The 20,507-nt window shown below is 37.2% G+C and carries 23 protein-coding genes and 1 pseudogene; 3 read left to right on the forward strand and 21 right to left on the reverse strand.

Features of this window, described 5'->3' with window-relative positions; all coding sequences use genetic code 11:
* Positions 1-48: 48 nt before the first annotated feature.
* From BTR42_RS09875 to BTR42_RS09910, 8 genes are all read right to left on the reverse strand, one after another.
* Positions 49-303 (reverse strand): hypothetical protein, encoded by a 255-nt coding sequence (locus BTR42_RS09875; RefSeq protein WP_012962392.1) that lies wholly within the window; start codon positions 301-303, stop codon positions 49-51.
* Positions 304-308: 5 nt separating this feature from the next.
* On the reverse strand, positions 309-872 hold the full coding sequence (mnmM, locus tag BTR42_RS09880) for a tRNA 5-(aminomethyl)-2-thiouridylate-methyltransferase MnmM (protein WP_077497539.1): 564 nt from the start codon (positions 870-872) through the stop codon (positions 309-311).
* The gene (gene mnmL, locus BTR42_RS09885) at positions 869-1,810 is read right to left on the reverse strand and encodes a tRNA modification radical SAM protein MnmL/YtqA (protein ID WP_061458356.1); all 942 of its coding nucleotides are present in this window, start codon (positions 1,808-1,810) and stop codon (positions 869-871) included. The genes mnmM and mnmL overlap by 4 nt, the downstream gene beginning before the upstream one ends.
* Before the next feature lie 121 nt (positions 1,811-1,931).
* Positions 1,932-2,588, reverse strand: a complete 657-nt coding sequence (locus BTR42_RS09890; protein WP_009854785.1) for a phosphatase PAP2 family protein — start codon at positions 2,586-2,588, stop codon at positions 1,932-1,934.
* 121 nt (positions 2,589-2,709) lie between these two features.
* The gene (locus BTR42_RS09895) at positions 2,710-3,123 is read right to left on the reverse strand and encodes an EamA family transporter (RefSeq protein WP_061458358.1); all 414 of its coding nucleotides are present in this window, start codon (positions 3,121-3,123) and stop codon (positions 2,710-2,712) included.
* 539 nt (positions 3,124-3,662) lie between these two features.
* On the reverse strand, positions 3,663-4,232 hold the full coding sequence (locus BTR42_RS09900; RefSeq protein ID WP_009854787.1) for an ECF transporter S component: 570 nt from the start codon (positions 4,230-4,232) through the stop codon (positions 3,663-3,665).
* 436 nt (positions 4,233-4,668) lie between these two features.
* Positions 4,669-5,214, reverse strand: coding sequence for a tRNA (cytidine(34)-2'-O)-methyltransferase (locus BTR42_RS09905; RefSeq protein ID WP_009854788.1), 546 nt, complete (start codon positions 5,212-5,214; stop codon positions 4,669-4,671).
* 401 nt (positions 5,215-5,615) lie between these two features.
* Positions 5,616-6,371 carry an SDR family NAD(P)-dependent oxidoreductase gene (locus BTR42_RS09910; RefSeq protein ID WP_077497541.1) on the reverse strand — a complete coding sequence of 252 codons (756 nt, stop codon included), beginning with the start codon at positions 6,369-6,371 and terminating at the stop codon, positions 5,616-5,618.
* A 201-nt stretch (positions 6,372-6,572) separates the two neighbouring features.
* Here BTR42_RS09910 and BTR42_RS09915 point away from each other — a divergent pair.
* Positions 6,573-6,934: pseudogene (locus BTR42_RS09915) on the forward strand (MerR family transcriptional regulator).
* 43 nt (positions 6,935-6,977) lie between these two features.
* Here the strand turns inward: BTR42_RS09915 and BTR42_RS09920 are convergent.
* A complete protein-coding gene (locus tag BTR42_RS09920; protein ID WP_013643353.1) occupies positions 6,978-8,825 on the reverse strand; it encodes an APC family permease in 1,848 nt (615 codons plus the stop codon).
* A 257-nt stretch (positions 8,826-9,082) separates the two neighbouring features.
* On the opposite strand from BTR42_RS09920, the gene trkA reads away from it, so the two are divergent.
* Complete coding sequence (trkA, locus tag BTR42_RS09925) at positions 9,083-10,432, forward strand: Trk system potassium transporter TrkA (protein ID WP_009854792.1); 1,350 nt, start codon at positions 9,083-9,085, stop codon at positions 10,430-10,432.
* Positions 10,433-10,435: 3 nt separating this feature from the next.
* Positions 10,436-11,875, forward strand: coding sequence for a TrkH family potassium uptake protein (locus tag BTR42_RS09930; RefSeq protein ID WP_009854793.1), 1,440 nt, complete (start codon positions 10,436-10,438; stop codon positions 11,873-11,875).
* Between the two features lie 20 nt (positions 11,876-11,895).
* Here BTR42_RS09930 and yidD read toward each other — a convergent pair whose 3' ends face one another.
* The 12 genes from yidD to BTR42_RS09990 form a co-directional block, all read right to left on the reverse strand.
* On the reverse strand, positions 11,896-12,159 hold the full coding sequence (yidD, locus tag BTR42_RS09935; protein ID WP_077497544.1) for a membrane protein insertion efficiency factor YidD: 264 nt from the start codon (positions 12,157-12,159) through the stop codon (positions 11,896-11,898).
* Positions 12,156-12,881, reverse strand: coding sequence for a pseudouridine synthase (locus BTR42_RS09940; protein WP_009854795.1), 726 nt, complete (start codon positions 12,879-12,881; stop codon positions 12,156-12,158). The genes yidD and BTR42_RS09940 overlap by 4 nt, the downstream gene beginning before the upstream one ends.
* Before the next feature lie 81 nt (positions 12,882-12,962).
* The gene (scpB, locus tag BTR42_RS09945) at positions 12,963-13,529 is read right to left on the reverse strand and encodes an SMC-Scp complex subunit ScpB (protein ID WP_009854796.1); all 567 of its coding nucleotides are present in this window, start codon (positions 13,527-13,529) and stop codon (positions 12,963-12,965) included.
* Between the two features lie 55 nt (positions 13,530-13,584).
* Positions 13,585-14,289: a segregation/condensation protein A gene (locus tag BTR42_RS09950; RefSeq protein ID WP_009854797.1), complete on the reverse strand. Its 705-nt coding sequence runs from the start codon at positions 14,287-14,289 to the stop codon at positions 13,585-13,587.
* Positions 14,289-15,029, reverse strand: a complete 741-nt coding sequence (xerD, locus tag BTR42_RS09955; protein ID WP_077497545.1) for a site-specific tyrosine recombinase XerD — start codon at positions 15,027-15,029, stop codon at positions 14,289-14,291. Before xerD ends, BTR42_RS09950 begins: the two co-directional genes overlap by 1 nt.
* Entirely contained in the window at positions 15,022-15,489 is a 468-nt protein-coding gene (gene cbpB, locus BTR42_RS09960) for a cyclic-di-AMP-binding protein CbpB (RefSeq protein ID WP_009854799.1), read from the reverse strand. Before cbpB ends, xerD begins: the two co-directional genes overlap by 8 nt.
* A complete protein-coding gene (locus tag BTR42_RS09965; RefSeq protein WP_061458362.1) occupies positions 15,486-16,007 on the reverse strand; it encodes a metallophosphoesterase in 522 nt (173 codons plus the stop codon). Before BTR42_RS09965 ends, cbpB begins: the two co-directional genes overlap by 4 nt.
* Positions 15,989-17,005: a nucleoside-triphosphate diphosphatase gene (locus BTR42_RS09970; RefSeq protein WP_077497547.1), complete on the reverse strand. Its 1,017-nt coding sequence runs from the start codon at positions 17,003-17,005 to the stop codon at positions 15,989-15,991. The genes BTR42_RS09965 and BTR42_RS09970 overlap by 19 nt, the downstream gene beginning before the upstream one ends.
* A 17-nt stretch (positions 17,006-17,022) precedes the next feature.
* Positions 17,023-17,832, reverse strand: a complete 810-nt coding sequence (gene racE / locus BTR42_RS09975) for a glutamate racemase (RefSeq protein ID WP_013643356.1) — start codon at positions 17,830-17,832, stop codon at positions 17,023-17,025.
* 172 nt (positions 17,833-18,004) lie between these two features.
* On the reverse strand, positions 18,005-18,247 hold the full coding sequence (locus BTR42_RS09980; RefSeq protein ID WP_012962405.1) for a YneF family protein: 243 nt from the start codon (positions 18,245-18,247) through the stop codon (positions 18,005-18,007).
* Between the two features lie 172 nt (positions 18,248-18,419).
* Positions 18,420-19,664 (reverse strand): diaminopimelate decarboxylase, encoded by a 1,245-nt coding sequence (locus tag BTR42_RS09985; RefSeq protein WP_061458364.1) that lies wholly within the window; start codon positions 19,662-19,664, stop codon positions 18,420-18,422.
* A 124-nt stretch (positions 19,665-19,788) separates the two neighbouring features.
* Positions 19,789-20,481 carry a Bax inhibitor-1/YccA family protein gene (locus BTR42_RS09990; protein WP_009854805.1) on the reverse strand — a complete coding sequence of 231 codons (693 nt, stop codon included), beginning with the start codon at positions 20,479-20,481 and terminating at the stop codon, positions 19,789-19,791.
* Positions 20,482-20,507 lie beyond the last annotated feature (26 nt).

A 20,507-nucleotide genomic window follows, 5' to 3' on the forward strand; every position in this document is an offset into this window, starting at 1 on the left:
AATAAAAATGCTATAACAAGGATAGAACTCTCGATAAACCATCACTCCTTATCGTTGTTTTTGGCGGCAATAAACAGTAAAACGTTCTTTTTGCTTGGCAATTTTTTGATCAATAGCCGTAACATCTTTACGATCACGAAGTCGTACGCAACGTTCTTTTTCAAGACTGGCTAACTTTTTCTTAATTGTCAAGATTTTCTCTGCATCTTCTTCTGACAACTTGGCACACGGTTTAGTGTTTGCGTCATCTAAATATTTTTGATGCATTTGATGTAATTTTTCACGAACCGTTACGGTTTGCATAATGCTTAACTCTCTTTCGACTGTTTTAATTTTTCAATCATCACTAAAAATGGTGGTTGATTAATTTGGTTTAAAGGTTGATACAGCATGGCAGTAAAAAGCCTTTGGTCTAGCTGATTGACATATTCTAGCACAGCATCTTTTTCCATGTCGCCGCCCTCATGTCCATAGTAAATCATGATAGCTAAGCGACCACCAACCTCAAGCTTTTTTAAAATTTTCTCCACAGCAATCAAGGTTGTGTCAGGTTTAGTGATAACCGTTTTATCAGCACTTGGCAAATACCCTAGATTGAAAATAGCTACGCGAATTGGTTGATTCACATAATGGTCAATATGTTGATGCCCATCCAAAATTAAATGAGCGTTGTGAATTTCTTGTTTTTCTAAACGTTCTTTCGTGCTTTGCAAAGCTTGTTCTTGCACATCAAAAGCATAAACTTCTTTAGCATGCTGGGCAAGAAAAGCTGTGTCATTGCCATTTCCCATGGTCGCATCAACTGCAATAGCTTGTTCATCCAAAACTTCAGCTAAAAAATCATGAGATAAATGCAAAGGACGTTTTATCATAACACGACCTCCTTATTTTCTAGCTTACACCCTTGATAAGAACCACGGCGGTCCATTTCTTGATCAATGGCATTTAAGACTTCCCATTTTTTAAGACTCCACATTGGACCAATGAGCATATCGCGCGGAGCGTCACCTGTAATACGATGAATAATGATATTTTTGGGAATAATCTCCAGTTGGTCACAGATGATATTAACATATTCTTCCATACCCAGCAATTTTAAACGCCCTTCATGGTAATCACGTTGCATTTTCGTACTTGTCATCAAATGCAATAAATGAAGCTTAATCCCGTCAATTTCATTATCTGTCACACAACGTCTGACATTTTCAATCATCATGTCATGCGTTTCGCCAGGCAGACCATTAATCAAATGTGAAACAATCTCAACTTTCGGCGCTAACTGACGCAGGCGTTTAACCGTTTCAACGTAAAGGTCATAAGTATGCGCGCGATTAATGATTTTGGATGTTTCATCATAAGTTGTTTGCAAACCAAGTTCAACCGTTACGTGCATACGATCAGAAAGCTCAGCAATATAAGCAATCGTCTCATCTGGCAAGCAATCTGGACGCGTCCCAATATTGATACCAACCACCCCAGGTTCATTAATGGCTTGCTCATAACGCTCACGAATGACATCTACGGTATCATGCGTATTTGTGAAATTTTGAAAATAAACCAAATATTTCTTAACATCTGGCCATTTGCGGTGCATGAAATCAATTTCCTTGTAAAATTGGTCACGAATCGGTGCGTCAGGAGCAACAATCGCATCTCCTGAACCAGATACGGTACAAAATGTACAGCCACCATGTGCGACCGTACCATCTCGATTTGGACAATCAAAGCCCGCATCGATAGGAACTTTAAAAATCTTCTCCCCAAAAATCTGACGATAATAATCATTTAAAGTATTATAACGCTTTTTCATAGCTTATATTATAACACTTTCCCCAAAACAAACAAACTCTTATCACTTGTCGTAAGCGTATTCTTAGCTATAAAAAAGCTGGGATGACCCCAGCTCATTTGTTATCTCATTCTAATTTATCTCACTCTTGTTTTCCTTGGAAACGCCATTCAAAGCGTTTTTTATCATAAAATGGATAGGTTGCGGCTGCGATAGCAAATGCTAGTAACCAACCTCCTAAAATGTCAGACGGATAATGAACCCCTAAATAAATTCTTGAAAGTGCTGTTGTCAAAGCGATAACCACAACTAAAACTTGTAAGCAACGTTTGAGTGTCGTCTTGGTTAAGTGTTGTTCCATAATCACAACCAAGCTCAAAGCAACAACCATGGTCGCCGCAGCATGCCAACTCGGAAATGACGGTCCCATTGGCTTTGGAATGAGGTACTGAATACTTGGACGCGGACGATTATAAAGGTATTTAAAACCTGTTGAAAAAATGCCCATTAACACTAAATTCCCAGCTAGCAAAATAGCTTCTGCTTTCCACTTTTTCCAGAAATAAAATACAAAAGCAATGGCAAAGACATAAACAAAGATAAAAACTTCATGTCCAAAATTCGTTACGATTTTAAAGAAAGCTGTTGCATTGGCAGGAAGATCGCCACGAACACTTGTTTGAATGCTTGAGTCAATTCCAGCCAAAGTCTCAGGAAAGAATTTAACCAAATAGCCTAACATCATAAAAATGACAAGAAAAAATGAAGCTCCTACAAGATAATTTTGTTTATGTTTCATATTACAATACCTTTTCTATCAAAATGTCATAAGTCTATTATACCTTAGTTAGTTTTCAAATCCCAGATAAATCCTCGAAAAATCTGTGGCAAAATTGTAGGAATTTATCATTCTAAACAGTTTACAAAATCATCAAAAGGCTTCCAACCACAATCAGCAAACACCCAAGCATTGACTTTAAAGTTAGCTGCTCATTTAGAAAAATGAAAGCTAAAATCAAGGTGATGACAACACTTAATTTATCTATCGAAGCTACTTTTGAAGCGTCGCCCATTTGCAAAGCACGATAATAAAATAACCAAGAAGCACCAGTAGCAAGCCCAGACAATATCAAAAACAACCAACTTTTTCGGCTAATATCACCAATACCACTCTGAGCATTTGTGATGAAGACTATTCCCCAAGCCATAAAAACCACGACAACTGTTCTGATAGCTGTCGCTAAATTTGAATTGACACCACTTATCCCAATTTTAGCTAAGATAGACGTTAACGCAGCAAATACCGCCGATAAAATCGCAAATAAAACCCACATCTATTTTTCCTCACTTCAATTAAAACTCACTTAAACTATACCATTTTTAAGCGTAAAGCAAGGGAGTGGGACAAATAAAATCTCCAGTGGAGATTTTATTCATGAGCCTAGAAATTAAAAAGCGAATCGGTAGTTTCGTAGAAACTTGATTTCTCAGCAAGTCTTAATTTCTTGTTGCTGACCTAAAACAGTTCACTGAACTGTTTTTGACACTTACTTCGTAAGTTTTATTTCCCGATTATAAAGGTTCCCCGAACCTTTATAACCCACCCCCGCATGGCTCAAAAGGTTTGGGGAATCTTTCGAGGTGGGAAATGAAGTCAAGCGCAGCTTGATGTCAAATGGGTTGTAAAAGCTGATTTCTCAGCGCATTAGAACCCACTCAGCAGTGATTGATTGGCACTGAAGTGCCTAATCAATTGTGCATGGGAAACTCTAAGTTGACTAAAGTCAACAGAGTTTCTCCAAACTACTGCGCCTTGTAAATAATAACTATATAAATAAAGAAGCTGAGTACTTTTGTCTCAGCCTTTTTCAACTTAATCTATTTTTAAAATTGGTTTAAGGCAACTATATAAAATAAAGAATGTCACCGAAAAGATAATCCCTTCAATTAGGTTAAATGGAATGACCATGGCAAAGAGATAGTTTCCCAAACCTAAAATAGCAGAAATATCAAAATTCGCAAATTTGGCATAAAGTGGCACAGCGTAAACATAATTAAGCACAAACATTGCCACGGTTAAGCCAAGCGTTCCCACGACTGATGCCAGTAGGTAATTTTTCAAGCTTGGTTTTTGGTTCCAAAGAATAGCTAGCGCTACTACAAAAACACCTAGAGCAACGACATTCATTGGCAAACCAATAATCGTTGAAATACCACCGTTATTTAGCAAAAGCTTTAGCAGAGTACGAAGAATTAAAATTCCCAAAGCACTCTTCAAATCAAACATCACAAGCCCAACTAAAACAGGCAAAACTGAAAAATCAAACTGTAAAAAACTAGCTGACGGAATCAGTGGAAACTGAAGATACATCAGCAAAAAAGAAAGTGTTGATAAAATCGCAATATGAGCGATTTTACGCGTATTAGTCATTGTTTCAGGCATAAAAAAGTTCCTCCAATTTTCTCAAATTGAAAGAAGGCGTTCGAGTATGTGGTAGCATAACAAAAACAGCATAGCCAAACTCTTGGTCTTCTCCCATCCAGACTATACTGTCGGTTCTGGAATCGCACCAGATCAGCTGCCCTGCAGCTCGCGGACTTTAAATCACTCTCGTTCGTTTTCTAAACTAATTAAGTTGTTTAATCTTTTGCTTTTAGTCTAGGTGACAACCCGCAGACACAACTGACCTTAGGCAAGGGAAGTCAATGACGAATAAAAGCAAAAGGCAGACAACGAGAGGCAACACCGCCGGTCGGGAATTACACCCTGCCCTGAAGACAATTCTAGAATAGCAAAAAAACAGCATTCGTGCAATATTTTTCGCACAAAAACCTTGCTATTATCAAAAAAACAGCCATTTTGACTGCTTTCATATGATTTATTTTAATTTATCGTGTGCGTAAGTATGACTTAATTCTAAATTCGGAAAAGCTTGCTGACGAAGAGCTTCATAAACAATCATACAAACAGTATTTGATAAGTTTAGGCTACGAACGTGTTCATCATTCATCGGAATGCGAAGAGCTTTTTCAGGATTAGCTCGCATAAATTCTTCTGGCAAACCTTTATCTTCACGCCCAAAAAGGAAATAATGGTGCTTCCCGTCGTTATAATTTTCATCAGAATACACTTTGTTGGCAAATTTACTAATCAAATGAACCTCACCATCGCATTTTTCCATAAATTCATCCAAACTATCATAAAATGTCACATCAAGTTTGTCCCAATAATCCAACCCCGCGCGTTTCATTTTACGGTCATCAATTGGGAATCCCATTGGACGAATAATGTGCAAAGGAGCGTTTGTCGCAGCGCAAGTTCTGGCAATATTTCCTGTATTTTGTGGAATTTGTGGTTGAAAAAGAACAATATGATTCATCGCTTTATTCGGTTCTTCGTGATAGTCAAGCTCTTCAATATTCATAACTTACCCTTTCATTTCGACATAAAAATAAACCACACTGCTCGGAGTCAAGCTCAGCAAACAATGTGGTTGGCGGCGATTCATTAACTTAAATCATAACAGGTTTGATTTAAACTAACGAATTCTTGATATTTATTATAACACTTTAATAACTAAAGTCAACGCATTTGACATGATTTTGTGATGTTTTTGCGTGTTTTTTCAAGAATTTTTGATTCTTTTCCTAAAAATAACGGTTTCAATACTTTTCATTTCAATTTTTTTCAAAAAATATGAAACGCCCATTTTCACAGACGCTTCAGCGAAATATAACATTATTTTCTGTTAACCGATATTTGCTTTCCAACTTTGAAATTAGGTTGGATTTCAGGACAAAGCCTATCGTTATCTATATCTGATAATTAGTGATTAAATAGTGGTTCACTAAGATGAAATTCAAAAGTCTTAACATCCACTAAACCAACTGTTTGATTGCTTTGATATAGTTTAATCAGAAATTGTGCCATTTCTTCACTTGTATGATATTTAGAAAATGCTTCGTCATAATCATACTTATCAGAATCAGTAGCAATTTGTCCAAACTCCGTTTTTGTTGCTGCTGGTGCTAGAACTTTTGCTCTCAATAAATTGCGATTTTCTCTTAATTCTAGCGCTAAGCCTTCTGTAAATGAGCTAACATAAAACTTACTAGCACAATAAGTAACTGCATCAGGTACCATCATATAACCACCTCTAGAAGAAACATTAATAAGTTGAGCACCTTCACAGTTCTTATAATCCCTTACATATAAGCTAGATAGTATTGTCAATGCCTCAATATTTAAGTGTAACATTTCTAAAACTTTTTTTAGATTTTGATGTTCTACACTATCATAGTTCCCAAAGCCAGCATTATTTATCCACGTTTTTATGTGATACGATTTTAAATCTTCGTAAAGTTTAAAAACATTATAACTTTTAGAAAGATCAACAACCTTAATAATCACATCTAATTCTGGAAAATGTGACAAAATAGTCTCGCGTAATTCTTCTAATTTTTCTTGACGTCTAGCAACTAAGATAAGGTTACTTCCCAGCTTTGCAAATTGTTTTGCTGTTTCTGCTCCAATACCAGAACTTGCACCAGTAATGCAAGTATAATCTTTTAGAATTTCCATTATTTTTATCCTCTCTGTACTTTTTTACTAAATATCATTGATAGTTTTTATGTCATAGCTTCACCACCTTACGCTCAGATTGAATCAAATCTCTTTGATGTAAAGTATTTTACATAGTAAAGTTAACTTTATGTCAAGGATGAATAATATTTTTTTATTAATGTGGTAGAATAATCAAAAATACCAGAAAAGGAGAAATATATGACTCACTATTCTATTGGAGAATTCGCTAAAAAGACAGGGTTGCCTATATCTACACTTCGTTACTACGAACAAGAAAAACTTATTTACTCTCATAGAGAAAAAAATAATCGGAGATATTATAAAGAATCTGATATCGCATGGACTCAATTTATTATCAGACTAAAAAAACGGGGATGTCAATAAAAAATATGCAAGAATATGCGAAGTTAAGATACCAAGGTGACTCTACTATTCCTAAACGACTAGAACTCTTATTTTTACAACTTGATGAACTACACAGTCAACAGTCCGAAATTAACCAACATATCAATTTTCTTGAAAATAAAATAAAAACCTATTTAGGTATCAAGACTGATTAATCATTTAACATAAAAAAGCCCTGAAATTCAGGGCTTTATGCATTTATTTTTTCAAATGATAGGAATAAGTTGCGATGATAATATCTTCATACCAGCGTAGGCGAGCACGTAAGCGCAAGCTCATTTGGTTGTGAAGAACATTTTGCCAACTGTGTTTTGGAATGAATTTTGGAATAATCACTGTCATGGTGTGGTTGTTTTTCTTGGCTTCCTGATTCATTTTTTGAACAAATGACATTGTTGGTTTCACAATATCACGGTAGTTTGATTCGATATTAACAAACGTTACGTCTGGGAAATAGGTCTTGAATTCTTGTTCAATTTCCAAATCTTTTTCACGGGTTTCTAACGTTGAGACGTGCATAGCAACAACGGTTTGACCAATACTTTTGGCATAATTAATGGCACGAATACTTGCTTGTGTGATATTCCCAACCAAAATCAAAACCGTATTGCCATCGTAATGAATATTTTTGACATCATCTGTTAAACGCAACTGCATGGCAACATTATTATAATGGCTCTTAATTGAATAAAATAGTATCATCAAGACCACGATAATTGGGAAGAATGGCCAGATTTCACCGATTCTAAAAATCAATAAAATCAAGATAATCAGATAACAAATGATTGCTCCTAAAATATTAGCAACTGAATGTTTCAAATACCCTTTGCCAAATTTGCGTTTCCAGTGAATGACCATACCAGTTTGTGAAAGCGCAAATGGAATGAAAACACCAATTGTATAAAGTGGGATAAGGCGTTCTGTTGAACCATTGAAAATACAAAGCAAAACAATTGCTCCAACTGCCAAGGTAATAATCCCGTTAGAATAGCCTAAACGAGCTCCTTTTTCCATGAAAAGGTGTGGCATGTATTTATTTTTAGCCATGTTGAAAGACAACATTGGAAAGGCTGAAAAGCCAGTATTGGCTGCCACAGCTAAGATAAGAGCTGTTGACAATTGGAAAATATAGAAAAGCGCATTTCCGATTGCTGAATCGCCAAAGATTTTTTGAGCAATTTGCGCCAAGACAGTCACATGTGCTGACGGCATAATGCCCAACCAATAGTTCAAGAAAGTGATGCCTGCAAACATGACACCTAAAATGATTGACATGATAGCAAGCGTGCCAGCAGCATTTTTTTCCTTAGGCTTTTTGAAAAATGGCACCGCATTTGAAATAGCTTCAACACCAGTAAGGGAAGCCGAACCGCTTGTGAAAGCCCTTAGTAAAAGAATCAAAGATACTCCAGGAACAACTTTACCAACATGTGCTGTTGCACTATAAGCAAGGTGCCCCGTTGCAATTTGAATGCCACCATAACCAATTAAAAAAAGGATACTAACAATGAAAAGGTAAACTGGAATCATCAGAGATGTCGCTGATTCACGCAAACCACGCAAATTCATAAACATCAAAATCAAAACCAATACAATGGAAATTTCCAGATTAAATTCTTTAATAGCAGGAAAAGCTGATGTAATCGCATCAGCACCAGATGATACGGATACTGCTACCGTCAACATGTAATCAACCAAAAGACTACCACCAGCTATCAATCCCATACTTGGCGATAGATTTTCAGTTGAAACCATATATGCTCCGCCACCTTTTGGATAGGCGTGAATAACTTGTTGGTAAGAAATTGTCAAACTAGCTAACAATACCAAAACCAATAATCCAATCGGTAGAGACCACCAAATAGCTGCCGCAGAAATCGTTGTTAAAACTAAGATAACTTGTTCTGGTCCATAGGCAATAGATGAAAGAGCATCGCTCGATAACATCGCTAACGCTTGTGATTTAGACAATAAATGTTCTTCATCAGACTCGCCAGCTGATTTTAATGGATTACCGATAAAAACATTTCTTAACTTTTCAAGCATTGAAATTCTCCCTAAAATTAGATAACGATTTATTATAATTCTCCCCTTCTCATTTAGCAAGTATTTTGTAAAAATGTTATATAATTTTAACAATCAATGTTACCTTCTGTAAATTTTTCAAAAATACAGAATCTATCTCAACCATTCTTTTTAAATAGGAAAACAGCTCTATAAAGAAAGGGCTTACAAATGATTAAATAGCTAGTATTTTTAGAAAAAAAAGAGTATTATAGGGGTGATACATTTCGGAGGTAAGAATGAAAATAATTGTTGTCGGCGGAGGTAAGGTTGGTACCGCACTTTGTCGCTCTCTTGTTGAAGAAAAACACGATGTTGTCTTAATTGAAGAGAAAGAATCCGTTTTAAAAAACATCACCAAACGTCAAGATATTATGGGGATTGTTGGTAACGGAGCCAATTTTAAAATTCTCGAACAAGCAGATGTTAGCAACTGTGATATCTTTATCGCCCTAACTGCCAAAGATGAAGTCAATATGATTTCAGCTGTTTTGGCTAAAAAAATGGGAGCTAAAGAAACCGTTGTTCGTGTGCGCAATCCAGAATACTCTAACGCCTATTTTAAAGATAAAGACTTTCTTGGTTTTTCACTTGTTGTCAATCCAGAGTTGCTAACAGCTCGCTACATTGCCAACTCAGTTGATTTTCCAAATGCACTTTCCGTAGAACACTTTGTCAACGGTCGCGTCATGTTAATGGAATTTATGATTGCTGACGGCAGTAAGCTTTGTCAAATGACACTTAGCCAATTCCGAAAGAAATTTGGCAATATTGTCATCTGTGCCATTGAACGCCAAGGTAAGCTGATTATTCCAGATGGTGATGCCGTTCTCAAAACGGGAGATAAGATTTTTGTCACAGGAAATCGTGTGGAAATGATTCTCTTCCACAACTTTGTCAAAACCAAAATCATTAAAAATCTGATGATTATCGGCGCAGGACGAATCGCATACTATCTCCTCAACATCTTAAAACATACAAGAATCAATCTTAAAGTGATTGAAAACAATCAGGAACGTGCTGAACTGTTTAGCCAAGAGTTTCCTGATGTCCATGTTGTTCAAGGTGATGGTACTGCCAAAAGTGTGTTATTGGAAGAAAGCGTTGAAAACTTTGATGCTGTTGCTACCTTGACAGGGGTTGACGAAGAAAATATTATCACTTCAATGTTCCTTGAGACCTTGGGAGTGCAAAAAAATATTACCAAAGTCAACCGTACAAGTTTGCTTGAGATTATTGATACCAGTCAATTCTCAAGTATTGTCACACCAAAAAGTATCGCTGTTGATACCATGATGCACTTCATTCGCGGACGTGTTAATGCACAAGATTCAAACCTTGATGCCATGCACCACATTGCCAACGGACGCATTGAATCCTTGCAATTTGAAATTCGTGAATCCAATAAAATGGCTGGTAAGAGCCTATCGTCATTGAAATTCAGAGATAATATTTTGATTGCTGCCATCATCCGCAAAGGAAAAACAATCTATCCTACAGGTGAAGATGTTCTACAAGTTGGTGATAAAATTGTCGTTGTTACCTTCTTGAAAAACATCACACGCATTTATGATTTGTTAGCGAGGTAAGTTATGAATAGAAGTATGGTTCGTTACCTCCTTTCAAAATTACTCTTAATTGAAGCGGCGCTTCTACTTGTACCAATGTTGGTCGCCATTATTTATAGTGAGCCATTGCGTGTGCTCAACAGTATTGGCATTACAATTGGTATCCTTCTTATTCTTGGTTTGCTGGGTTCTGCTTTCAAGCCTAAAAATTACCACATTTATACCAAGGAAGGGTTATTGATTGTCGCTCTTTGTTGGATACTCTGGTCTTTCTTCGGAGCACTGCCTTTTGTCTTATCTGGGCAAATTCCAAGCATCATCGATGCCTTCTTTGAAATGAGCTCAGGATTTACAACAACGGGAGCAACCATTTTACCTGATGTCAGCGTCTTAACGCACTCACTTCTTTTTTGGCGAAGTTTCGCCCACTTAATCGGTGGTATGGGAGTGCTTGTTTTCGCGCTAGCCATTATGGAAAATAGTAAAAATAGCCACCTCGAAGTCATGCGAGCTGAAGTCCCTGGACCTGTTTTTGGTAAAGTGGTTTCCAAATTAAAAGAAACGGCACAGATTTTATACATTATTTACCTGACAATGTTCGTTGTACTTGCTATTATTTTAAAAATAGCCGGCATGCCAATATATGATAGTATCGTTACAGCCATGGGCTGTGCAGGTACTGGTGGCTTCGCTGTTTATAATGATTCGATTGCTCACTATAACAGCTCACTCATTACCAATATTGTCTCTGTTGCTGTTCTTCTTTTCGGAATCAACTTCAACTTGTATTATTTCCTACTCCTTCGTAAATTCAAAGCATTCTTTAAAGATGAAGAACTAAGAACATATATCGGCATCATTGTCATTGCTACGGCGCTTATTTGGCTCAATGTTGGTGGGCTATATGCAAGTGCTGGTAAAGGATTGGAAAATGCACTATTTGAAGTTGCTAATGTAATTACGACAACAGGATTCGGAATTACTGATTTAACCGTCTGGCCGCTCTTTTCTCAAGTTATCTTGCTCATTCTGATGGTTATCGGTGGGTCGGCTGGTTCTACAGCTGGTGGGCTCAAAGTTATGCGAGCATTGATTTTAACCAAAATCTCAAGAAATCAAGTTTTATCAACGCTTTACCCTAATCGCATTATGACTCTCCATGTCAATCATCAACCACTTGACAAAGAAACGCAACGTGGTGTCTTGAAGTATTTTTCACTCTACATCACACTGTTGGTTGGACTCATTTTAATCTTATCGTTAGATAGTAATAACTTTATGGTCGTTGTCAGCGCTGCTGCTTCAACCTTCAATAATATCGGACCAATGCTTGGTACTAGTGACACATTTGCTATCTTTAGCCCATTTTCAAAATTAATCATGTCTTTTGCTATGATTGCCGGGCGTTTGGAAATTTACCCAATGTTACTACTCTTCATTCCAAGAACTTGGTCAAAATATTAAATAACGAAAAGAGGAAAGCTTTAGCCTTCCTCTTTCTTTGTGCGAAAATCTTTATTGCGTCGAAGCGTAAAATAGTCTGGAACTGGGTCATCGCCACCTGTCACAAATGGATGACAACGTAGAATACGTGCAATTCCCATTAAAATACCTTTTAAACCATGCTTTTCAATCGCGCCAATCATGTAATTAGAACACGTTGGGCGATAGCGACATGACGGCGGTGACATGGGTGAAATCCGTTTTTGATACCATTTCACAAGAGCAATAAGACTTTTTTTCATCATTTTTGTTTATTGACAGCCAGATTATGCAATTGACTGATTTCCTTTTTGTTGAGACGACGTGATTCGCCTGGACGAAGTCCTGCCAAATCAAGCGTTCCAAACTGTGTACGAGACAATTTATCCACCAAAAGTCCAACAGATTCAAACATTTTCTTGACTTGGTGATTGCGTCCTTCGTGGATAGTTAACTCAACGACTGAACGATTTTTTTCAGGGTCAACTTTGACAATATTGTAGCGTGCTGGTTTTGTCTTTTTACCATCAATCACCACACCACGTGTCAATGGGCGCAAGTTTTCCTTCGTTGCAATGCCTTTAACACGCGCCAAATAGACTTTGTCAATTTCATTACGTGGGTGAATCATTTCATCTGTAAAATCGCCATCATTAGTCAAAATCAAAAGCCCAGTTGTATCCCAGTCCAAACGTCCAACAGGATAAATGCGTTCGGTAACATTTGGCAGCAAATCAACAACTGTTTTACGACCTTTTTCATCTGAAACACTTGAAATGACACCACGAGGCTTATTAAGAAGGTAATAAACCTTTTCCTCATTATAAATCGGTGAGCCCTCAACCTCAACAACATCGCCAGATTTGACCGTTGTTGCTAGTTCTGTAACCACCTTACCATTAATCGTTACCAAGCCTTTTTTGATAAGCTCCTCAGCTTTTCGACGACTAGCAACTCCCGCATGGGCAATATATTTATTAATTCTCATTCTCTTTCCTTTACTACATGCTATAAAATACCAATTGATTTTATTGTTATTTTACAGTATTTCGTTATTTTTAGCGACTGTCTAACCTTCTTCAGGCAAGCCAGAATTATCAAAAAGGGTCATTTCCTCATCGACCAACTCAATATTGGAAACGTCGATTAATTCACTCAAGTCGTTAATGCCCATGAAATCTAAGAAATAATCAGTTGTCGCATATAGATTTGGACGACCAATGACTTCTTTTTTCCCTGCTTCTGTAATCAGTCCCAAAGCCATTAGTTTGCTAATAGCGCTGCTTGAATTCACCCCACGAATATCATCAACTTCAATACGTGTAATAGGTTGCTTATAAGCAATAATAGATAGAACTTCTAAACTCGCACGTGATAAACTTTGGTTGACAGGTGCCTTAGCAAACTCTCGTAGTAAGTCAGCAAAGATTTCCTTCGTTACAATTTTATAATTACCTGCGGTTTCAATCAGACAGAGACTTGATGTCTCATCTGTTTCATATTTTTGGGCTAATTTTTCCAATTGTTGTTGGAGAGCTGTCGGTGTTAAATTAACCATACTAGCCAAATGTCGCAAGCTCAATCCCTCTTCACCTGCCACAAAAAGGAGGGCTTCAATCTGAGCTAAATAGTTCATGTAACTTCCTTTCTTAATCCTCTTTTGCTAAATACCTTCTACAAGATTTGACAACTTAGCTAACACTTCGTAAAACAATGTCACCAAAATTTTCTTCTTGTTCAACCTCAACTTCGTGAACTTTGATTAATTCCAAAGTTGCCAAAAAAATGGTAATCATTTCAGGAAGTGTCTGGCATTCACGAAAAACGGTTGTCAACACTAGTTTTTTTGTCGCATTAAGACGCTCCACAATGATTGTCATCATGTCCTCAATGCGATAATCATCACGTTCGATAACTGTATTGCTATTTTTTAATTCTTTTTGTTTTTCAGCCATGACATGCGAAAACGATAAGAACAAATCCATGACCGTCTTATCGTGTGTTAACACAGCATCTTCAAAAATTAATTCTTGCTTTGGTTTTGAATAGAATTTAGCACGTTCGTCGTGCTGCGCTGACAGCTCCTCACTAATCGCTTTAAAACGGCGGTATTCCTCAATTTGGGTCAGCAATTCTTGTTCAGGGTCATTTTCTTCTGGCTCTGCCTCGACAACTTTTGGCAAAAGCTTACGGCTTTTAATCAACATCAGCTGACTTGCCATAACCATATATTCACCAGCCACTTCCAATTTCATGGCTTGCAAGGTTGAAATATAAGCCAAATATTGCTCAATAACTTCTACAATTGGCACATCATAAATATCCATTTGGTATTTTGAAACCAAGTGCAAAAGCAAATCCAGAGGCCCTTCAAAATCTTTTAACTTAATATCCATTATTTATAAAATTTCTCTAAAGTCACTGGACTTTTAAGGCCCAGATTACGACTAACCTCCAATATTGATTTACCTGCTGCTTTTTGATGCAAAATGTATTGCTGGCGAATTGCCTGCGCAGATAAGTAATCTAAATCCAAGGTTGCTAAAAATGATTTTAGTTGATTGAAAAACCATTGACGTGAATAAGTTTTCCCTTGATTGTCAAAAAGATAAAGCTGATTCTCTGAAGAACCTGCTGCCACATAAGGCAATAATTTTTCAGGAAGCTCTAAAACCCTCACTAAACCAGCTCTTTGCACGCGCAAAACAGCAAAAGTCAAATCAAAATCAGCAACTTTTAACTGTTGAATGTCACTTGGTGATAAACCAAGCTCAATCATCAAAAGCGCAATTAGCTGCCCTATTTGACAATTCGTTTCCTGATAAAAAGAACGATAATCCAAAAGCGCCAGTTCAACTGATTTTGTTGTTATTTTCTCTTTATTACTCAACTTGTAAAAATGGTCCAGTCGGTCTGTTTCGTATAAGAAATACAGAAACTGATTGACCGCTGAAATTTTTCGTTTTTTAGCCGAAGCTTTTAAAGGTGACAAAGAGTGTTCATACAATGCCAGCTTTTCTTTGCTAACTTTGCCATCAATAGCTTCAACGAATTGTTGCAAATCGTAAAAATAGGCATTCTTTGTATTTTCAGATAAGGGCTTGCTATCAATAAAATCTTGGATAAAATCAATCATCTTTCGGAGTAATCGTGTAATAATCAGTGAAATCGTGTAAAAGGCTATTCACCGCCTTTAGAATCGATTTACGAGTGATAATGCCCAAAAACTGGTCATTTTTATCTAAAACAGGTAAAAATGGATAATCTACCAAAAGGTGCATGATATCCGTCAAATTCGACGTTTCACTAATCGTTTCCATTTTAGTATTTACCATTTTACCAATATCTGTTTGAGCTAGTTCCCAGTCTGTCAGCTGATTTTTAGCTTGATAAGACATAATATCCGCAATACTAATGGTTCCAACATATTTTTTATCTTTGGTAATAACTGGAACACGCGAATAACCATTGTTAGCTAATAAAAGCATGGCATGGTCAGAATTATGAGTATCAATAAAAATAGCTAAATCCTCTGCTGGAATCAAATAATGTTCCAAATGACTGAGAAGAAACTCTTCAAATTCTTTTGCTATCATCTGTCAAATTCCTTAGAAAGTGCAGGGAAAAGGTCGTGATTACGTGTGTAATAATTTACCTTAATCTTATCATCAGTAATGTCAACTTTGGCATAGAGTTTTTCTTTCACATCACCACGTGGTTGTAAAACACTACCTGGGTTGATAAAGATTGTTTTACCATTGCGCCAAGCTGCTGGACGATGTAGATGACCATAAAGGCAAATATCAGCATCCGCTTCTTGGGCAAATAAATCCAATCTATCCCACGTAAAATTAATATTATAAAGATGACCGTGTGTTTGTGCCACAACAACATCACCGAGATAAGTGATTAATCTTTCAGGATAACCATTGTCATAATCGCAGTTGCCACGAACCACCTTGATACCTTCCCAAATCGTGTCCGAACTTGGCAATTCAGAATCACCATTGTGGAAAATAGCATCTACTTCCCCTTGGTATTTTGTCTTAATATCATTGATAATCTCACGGTCGCCATGAGAGTCACTCATTACAATTATTGTTTTGTTTGCCATACTGGGAATGCCTCCATTAATTTCTTAACAGCCAATCCTCTGTGCGAAATATCATTTTTTTCTTCAGCAGTCAATTCAGCTGCGTGACGTCCAGTTTCACCGACCATAAACAATGGGTCATAGCCAAAGCCGTTATCGCCTTTTGCTTCCATTGCAATGTATCCTGGCCAGTCAGCTTCAACAACTAAACTGTCTTTGTCTGGTGCTGCAACCACCAAAGTAGTATGGAATTGTGCAGAACGGTCTTTATGGTCAAATACCATAGCCAACTCATGAAGTAATTTGGCATTATTTGATTCATCTGTCGCATCTGGTCCAGAAAAACGAGCTGACCAAACCCCAGGAAGTCCACCAAGAGCATCAACTTTCAATCCTGAATCATCTGCCAAGACCATTTTTCCTGTCAATTTTGAAATGGTTTCAGCTTTCAAACGTGCATTTTCCTCAAAAGTCATGCCAGTTTCTTCAACTTCTGGTAAATCAGGATAATCATTAAGATTTTCAACCTTGATACCGATTTTTTCAAACATCTTACGGAATTCTTTGGTCTTGCCTTCATTACGTGTTGCAATCAAAATCGTATCACCAAAGGCAGTTTCAGAAGTTTGTCCAAAGAAAGCCGCTGCTTCAACACCGTTTTCTGGCAAATGAACCAAGAGCAATTGTTCAGCTTCCGTAACAATCACTGCTCCCGCACGTTGTGTCACTTCAAGCTTGCGATTTGTTTCTTGATTAATCATATCAGCGACAAAACGAATCAATTGAAAATCTGATGATTTTTTCACAACAGTCACATTATAACCATTTCTATCATCGGAATGACAATCTCCGTGGCAATTGCCACAACACTTGCTTGTGTTCAATTTAGCCAGTTGTTGACTTAATTCATACACGGCATCATTGCAAACATTTCCTAAACCTGAAATGGCATTAAATCCGCCCCATTCACCAAGAAACCAATTTTCTGCATCTTTATACTCATAAATTTTATCAGTCATTTATTACAATCCTATTTCTATTTGTTCAGCTTTTTCAAATCAACGTGTTGCACATCAATATCTTTAGCGAGCCAATTCACAGCAATTTCTTTGAAACTCTGGCTACTTGCTGTTGTGTAAAACGCATGAGTCACGTCATCTTGTGTACGACTGCGATTAATTTCAAAGTAATTTAACAAAACCGATACATCACGAATACATTCAGCCCCACTATCAATAAGTTTGACATTCGGTCCCATTACGTTTTGAATAATCGGACGAAGCAAAGGATAGTGTGTACATCCGAGCACTAATGTATCGACTTTACCAACAAGCGGTGCTAACGTTTCATAAACAACTTTTTTAGCAACACTTGATGTCATTTCGTTAGATTCTACAAGAGGAGCAAATTTAGGACAAGAGAGGCTTGTAACGTTCATTTGCGGTGCCAATGATTTTATTTTTTGATGATAAATACCCGACTTGATTGTCATCGGCGTTCCAATCACACCGATTTTTCCATTACGAGTTGATTTAATGGCTGCGCTAGAACCTGGCAAAATAACTCCCAAAACAGGAATATCCAGTTTTTCCTTAACTTCTTCCCAAGCGACTGCTGTTGCGGTATTGCAAGCAAATACAATCATCTTAACATTTTGTGTCAAGAGAAAATTAACCAATTCCCAAGTGTATTCGCGAATCTGTTCAGCAGGTCTAGGACCGTACGGCGCTCTAGCCGAATCTCCAATATATACAATTTCTTCATGTGGCAGCTGACGCATTAACTCACGTACAACTGTTAATCCACCAACTCCAGAATCTAAAAAACCAATTGGTCTATTATCCATAGAATCTTCTTTCTAATCATGGACTTAGAAAAAACTCAGTTGGTGAGCCAACTGAGTCATTCATTTCTGAGCTCTGTGCTCGAAAATCTTAGCCAAAAGACTGACTTTTTGGAATATCAACGACACCAATCACAGCAATTGACAATTATTTTTTCAAACCAAAGCTTAAAGATTATTTTTTAGCTTTTGCTGCAGCTGCTTTTGATTGTTTGATAATGTTACGATAAGTTTGTTGAATCTTAGCTTCGCTAGGTTTTTGACCCATTTGGCTCATCATTTCACGGATCGCATCAGGCGTCAAACGTGGGTGTTCACCAATTTCCTTTTCAAACTGTTTACGAGCAATAAAAACGCCGCCAACAAGGCCACCAAGAAGGGCAACCAAAACTAACAAAATCCAAAGAAATGTTGTCATGAATATTTTTCTCCTAAGTTTTTCTACAACACCCATTATAGCAGAAATAGAAAGAGTTTACAAATTCTTGGATGGTTTTTATCAAATGAATTGTAACTCTTTTTAACTAAAAAACACCCGCTTTATGTCAATCGATACTTTGATTGCACAAGCGAGTGCTTTATGGTGTTATTTAGTTATCAAAATCAAATCCTTTGATAGTTGCGAAGTAATCTTCTGGTGTTTCTGCACGGCGGATTAAGCGAGCACTACCGTCTTCTTGATAAAGGATTTCAGCCGAGCGTAGGCGACCATTGTACTGATACCCCATTGAAAAACCATGCGCACCAGTATCATGAATCACAAGCGTATCACCAACACGCGCTTCTGGCAGTTCACGCTGTTTCGCAAATTTATCATTGTTTTCACAAAGTGAGCCGACAACGTCAACCACTTCAAGTTTGCCATTAGGATTAGACACGTTAGTGATATGATGATAAGCATCATACATGGCAGGGCGCATCAGGTTAACCGCTGACGCATCAACCCCAATATAAGTTCGATAAGTTTGTTTACGATGACGAACTTTGGTTACAAGTAAACCATGCGGTGCCAACATAAAGCGACCAAGTTCGGTGAAGATTTTGACATCACCAAGTCCAGCTGGAATCAATACCTCATCAAAGACACGGTGAACGCCTTTACCAATCACAGCAATGTCATTTGGTTCTTGTTCGGGACGATAGTTGACCCCAACACCACCAGACAAATTGATAAAGCTGACAGCCACACCTGTTTTTTCTTTAACCTCAACTGCCAATTCAAATAATTGACGCGCCAATTCAGGATAGTAATCATTTGTGACTGTATTTGAAGCAAGAAATGAATGAATACCAAAGTTTTTGACGCCTTCTGCCTTCAAATCTTTGAACCCTTGAATCAATTGGGCTTTAGTCATCCCAAATTTAGATTCTTCGGGGTTATCCATAATATCTGTTCCAAGAGCAAAAACACCTCCTGGATTGTAACGAAGCGAAACGGTTTCAGGAAGTCCAGCCACTTCTTTCAAGAAAGCAATATGCTCATAAGCATCAAGATTAATCGTTGCTCCGATTTCTTTAGCATATCTAAATTCACGCGCAGGAGTATCGTTCGATGAAAACATAATATCGGTAAAACCAAGCTTGTGACTCATCAATAATTCCACTTCTGTCGCACAATCCACACCACAATTTTCCTCTTGAAGAATCTTCAAAATCGCAGGTGTCGGTGTTGCCTTAACCGCAAAATACTCCTTGAACCCCTTATTCCAAGCAAAAGCTTTGTTTAAGGCGCGAGCTTTTTCACGAATACCCTTTTCATCATAAAGGTGAAATGGCGTTGGAAATTCATCAGTAATTTTTTGGAGCTCTTCAGCTGAAATAAAAGGTGTTTTCATATTTATCCCTCGAATTTTCAAAATATTAGGACTATTATAACACAAAGCGCCAAAATCACCAATGGAAATCCCCTAAAAATAAAAGAAGCCGATACAGATTTAACTGTACCAGCTCTTTTTCATCTTAATCGTCACTTCCAAAAATACGAAGCAAACTCAAGAACAAGTTAATAAAATCAAGGTAAAGACTTAATGCCATTGAAATTGCCCAGCCGTCACCAACATTACCACCAGTGCTCTCATAAACACGTTTAATCATTTGATTATCATAAGCAATCAAACCAGAGAAAATCAAAACTGAAATGATACTAATGATATAACTCATTGTGCCTGAACCAATAAACATATTGACCAAGCTAGCAATAATGATACCAATCAATGCTGCCATAAGTGCCTTAGCCATTCCAGACAAATCTCTTTTAACAAAAGTTCCGATAATAGCCATAACACCAAAGACTAAAGCTGATGAAACAAAGGCTTGAACAACCGTTGTTTGCGTGTATGCCACAATAACAAAACTAAGCGTAAAGCCATTTAATGCCGAATAAAATAGAAATAACGGCAACGCAGCAGGCGTATTTTTACGAGCAGCATTACTAGCTAAGAAAACCAAAGCAAGCTCTAAAAAGATAGCACCGTAATAAACAAATGGATGGTAAACAATAATATTAACCATATTATCAGTAAACACATATAGCATCAAAAATGATACCAAAGCTGATAACCCGATTCCAACGCCGACCAAACCGTAAATCTTAGCAAAGAAACGATTCAGTGCACTATCTGTCTGTGTGTAAATAACATCGTTATGATTCATGAAATCTCCTCTCTTACTATCAGAAA

This window comes from Streptococcus gallolyticus subsp. gallolyticus DSM 16831 (assembly GCF_002000985.1).
GTDB lineage: Bacteria > Bacillota > Bacilli > Lactobacillales > Streptococcaceae > Streptococcus > Streptococcus gallolyticus.

What these genes read in the sequence shown, in the direction of transcription:
- BTR42_RS09875 (WP_012962392.1), bottom strand. Translation starts at nt 303, where the DNA reads ATGCAAACCGTAACGGTTCGTGAAAAATTACATCAAATGCATCAAAAA.
- mnmM (WP_077497539.1), bottom strand. Translation starts at nt 872, where the DNA reads ATGATAAAACGTCCTTTGCATTTATCTCATGATTTTTTAGCTGAAGTT.
- mnmL (WP_061458356.1), bottom strand. Translation starts at nt 1,810, where the DNA reads ATGAAAAAGCGTTATAATACTTTAAATGATTATTATCGTCAGATTTTT.
- BTR42_RS09890 (WP_009854785.1), bottom strand. Translation starts at nt 2,588, where the DNA reads ATGAAACATAAACAAAATTATCTTGTAGGAGCTTCATTTTTTCTTGTC.
- BTR42_RS09895 (WP_061458358.1), bottom strand. Translation starts at nt 3,123, where the DNA reads ATGTGGGTTTTATTTGCGATTTTATCGGCGGTATTTGCTGCGTTAACG.
- BTR42_RS09900 (WP_009854787.1), bottom strand. Translation starts at nt 4,232, where the DNA reads ATGCCTGAAACAATGACTAATACGCGTAAAATCGCTCATATTGCGATT.
- BTR42_RS09905 (WP_009854788.1), bottom strand. Translation starts at nt 5,214, where the DNA reads ATGAATATTGAAGAGCTTGACTATCACGAAGAACCGAATAAAGCGATG.
- BTR42_RS09910 (WP_077497541.1), bottom strand. Translation starts at nt 6,371, where the DNA reads ATGGAAATTCTAAAAGATTATACTTGCATTACTGGTGCAAGTTCTGGT.
- BTR42_RS09920 (WP_013643353.1), bottom strand. Translation starts at nt 8,825, where the DNA reads ATGCTTGAAAAGTTAAGAAATGTTTTTATCGGTAATCCATTAAAATCA.
- trkA (WP_009854792.1), top strand. Translation starts at nt 9,083, where the DNA reads ATGAAAATAATTGTTGTCGGCGGAGGTAAGGTTGGTACCGCACTTTGT.
- BTR42_RS09930 (WP_009854793.1), top strand. Translation starts at nt 10,436, where the DNA reads ATGAATAGAAGTATGGTTCGTTACCTCCTTTCAAAATTACTCTTAATT.
- yidD (WP_077497544.1), bottom strand. Translation starts at nt 12,159, where the DNA reads ATGATGAAAAAAAGTCTTATTGCTCTTGTGAAATGGTATCAAAAACGG.
- BTR42_RS09940 (WP_009854795.1), bottom strand. Translation starts at nt 12,881, where the DNA reads ATGAGAATTAATAAATATATTGCCCATGCGGGAGTTGCTAGTCGTCGA.
- scpB (WP_009854796.1), bottom strand. Translation starts at nt 13,529, where the DNA reads ATGAACTATTTAGCTCAGATTGAAGCCCTCCTTTTTGTGGCAGGTGAA.
- BTR42_RS09950 (WP_009854797.1), bottom strand. Translation starts at nt 14,289, where the DNA reads ATGGATATTAAGTTAAAAGATTTTGAAGGGCCTCTGGATTTGCTTTTG.
- xerD (WP_077497545.1), bottom strand. Translation starts at nt 15,029, where the DNA reads ATGATTGATTTTATCCAAGATTTTATTGATAGCAAGCCCTTATCTGAA.
- cbpB (WP_009854799.1), bottom strand. Translation starts at nt 15,489, where the DNA reads ATGATAGCAAAAGAATTTGAAGAGTTTCTTCTCAGTCATTTGGAACAT.
- BTR42_RS09965 (WP_061458362.1), bottom strand. Translation starts at nt 16,007, where the DNA reads ATGGCAAACAAAACAATAATTGTAATGAGTGACTCTCATGGCGACCGT.
- BTR42_RS09970 (WP_077497547.1), bottom strand. Translation starts at nt 17,005, where the DNA reads ATGACTGATAAAATTTATGAGTATAAAGATGCAGAAAATTGGTTTCTT.
- racE (WP_013643356.1), bottom strand. Translation starts at nt 17,832, where the DNA reads ATGGATAATAGACCAATTGGTTTTTTAGATTCTGGAGTTGGTGGATTA.
- BTR42_RS09980 (WP_012962405.1), bottom strand. Translation starts at nt 18,247, where the DNA reads ATGACAACATTTCTTTGGATTTTGTTAGTTTTGGTTGCCCTTCTTGGT.
- BTR42_RS09985 (WP_061458364.1), bottom strand. Translation starts at nt 19,664, where the DNA reads ATGAAAACACCTTTTATTTCAGCTGAAGAGCTCCAAAAAATTACTGAT.
- BTR42_RS09990 (WP_009854805.1), bottom strand. Translation starts at nt 20,481, where the DNA reads ATGAATCATAACGATGTTATTTACACACAGACAGATAGTGCACTGAAT.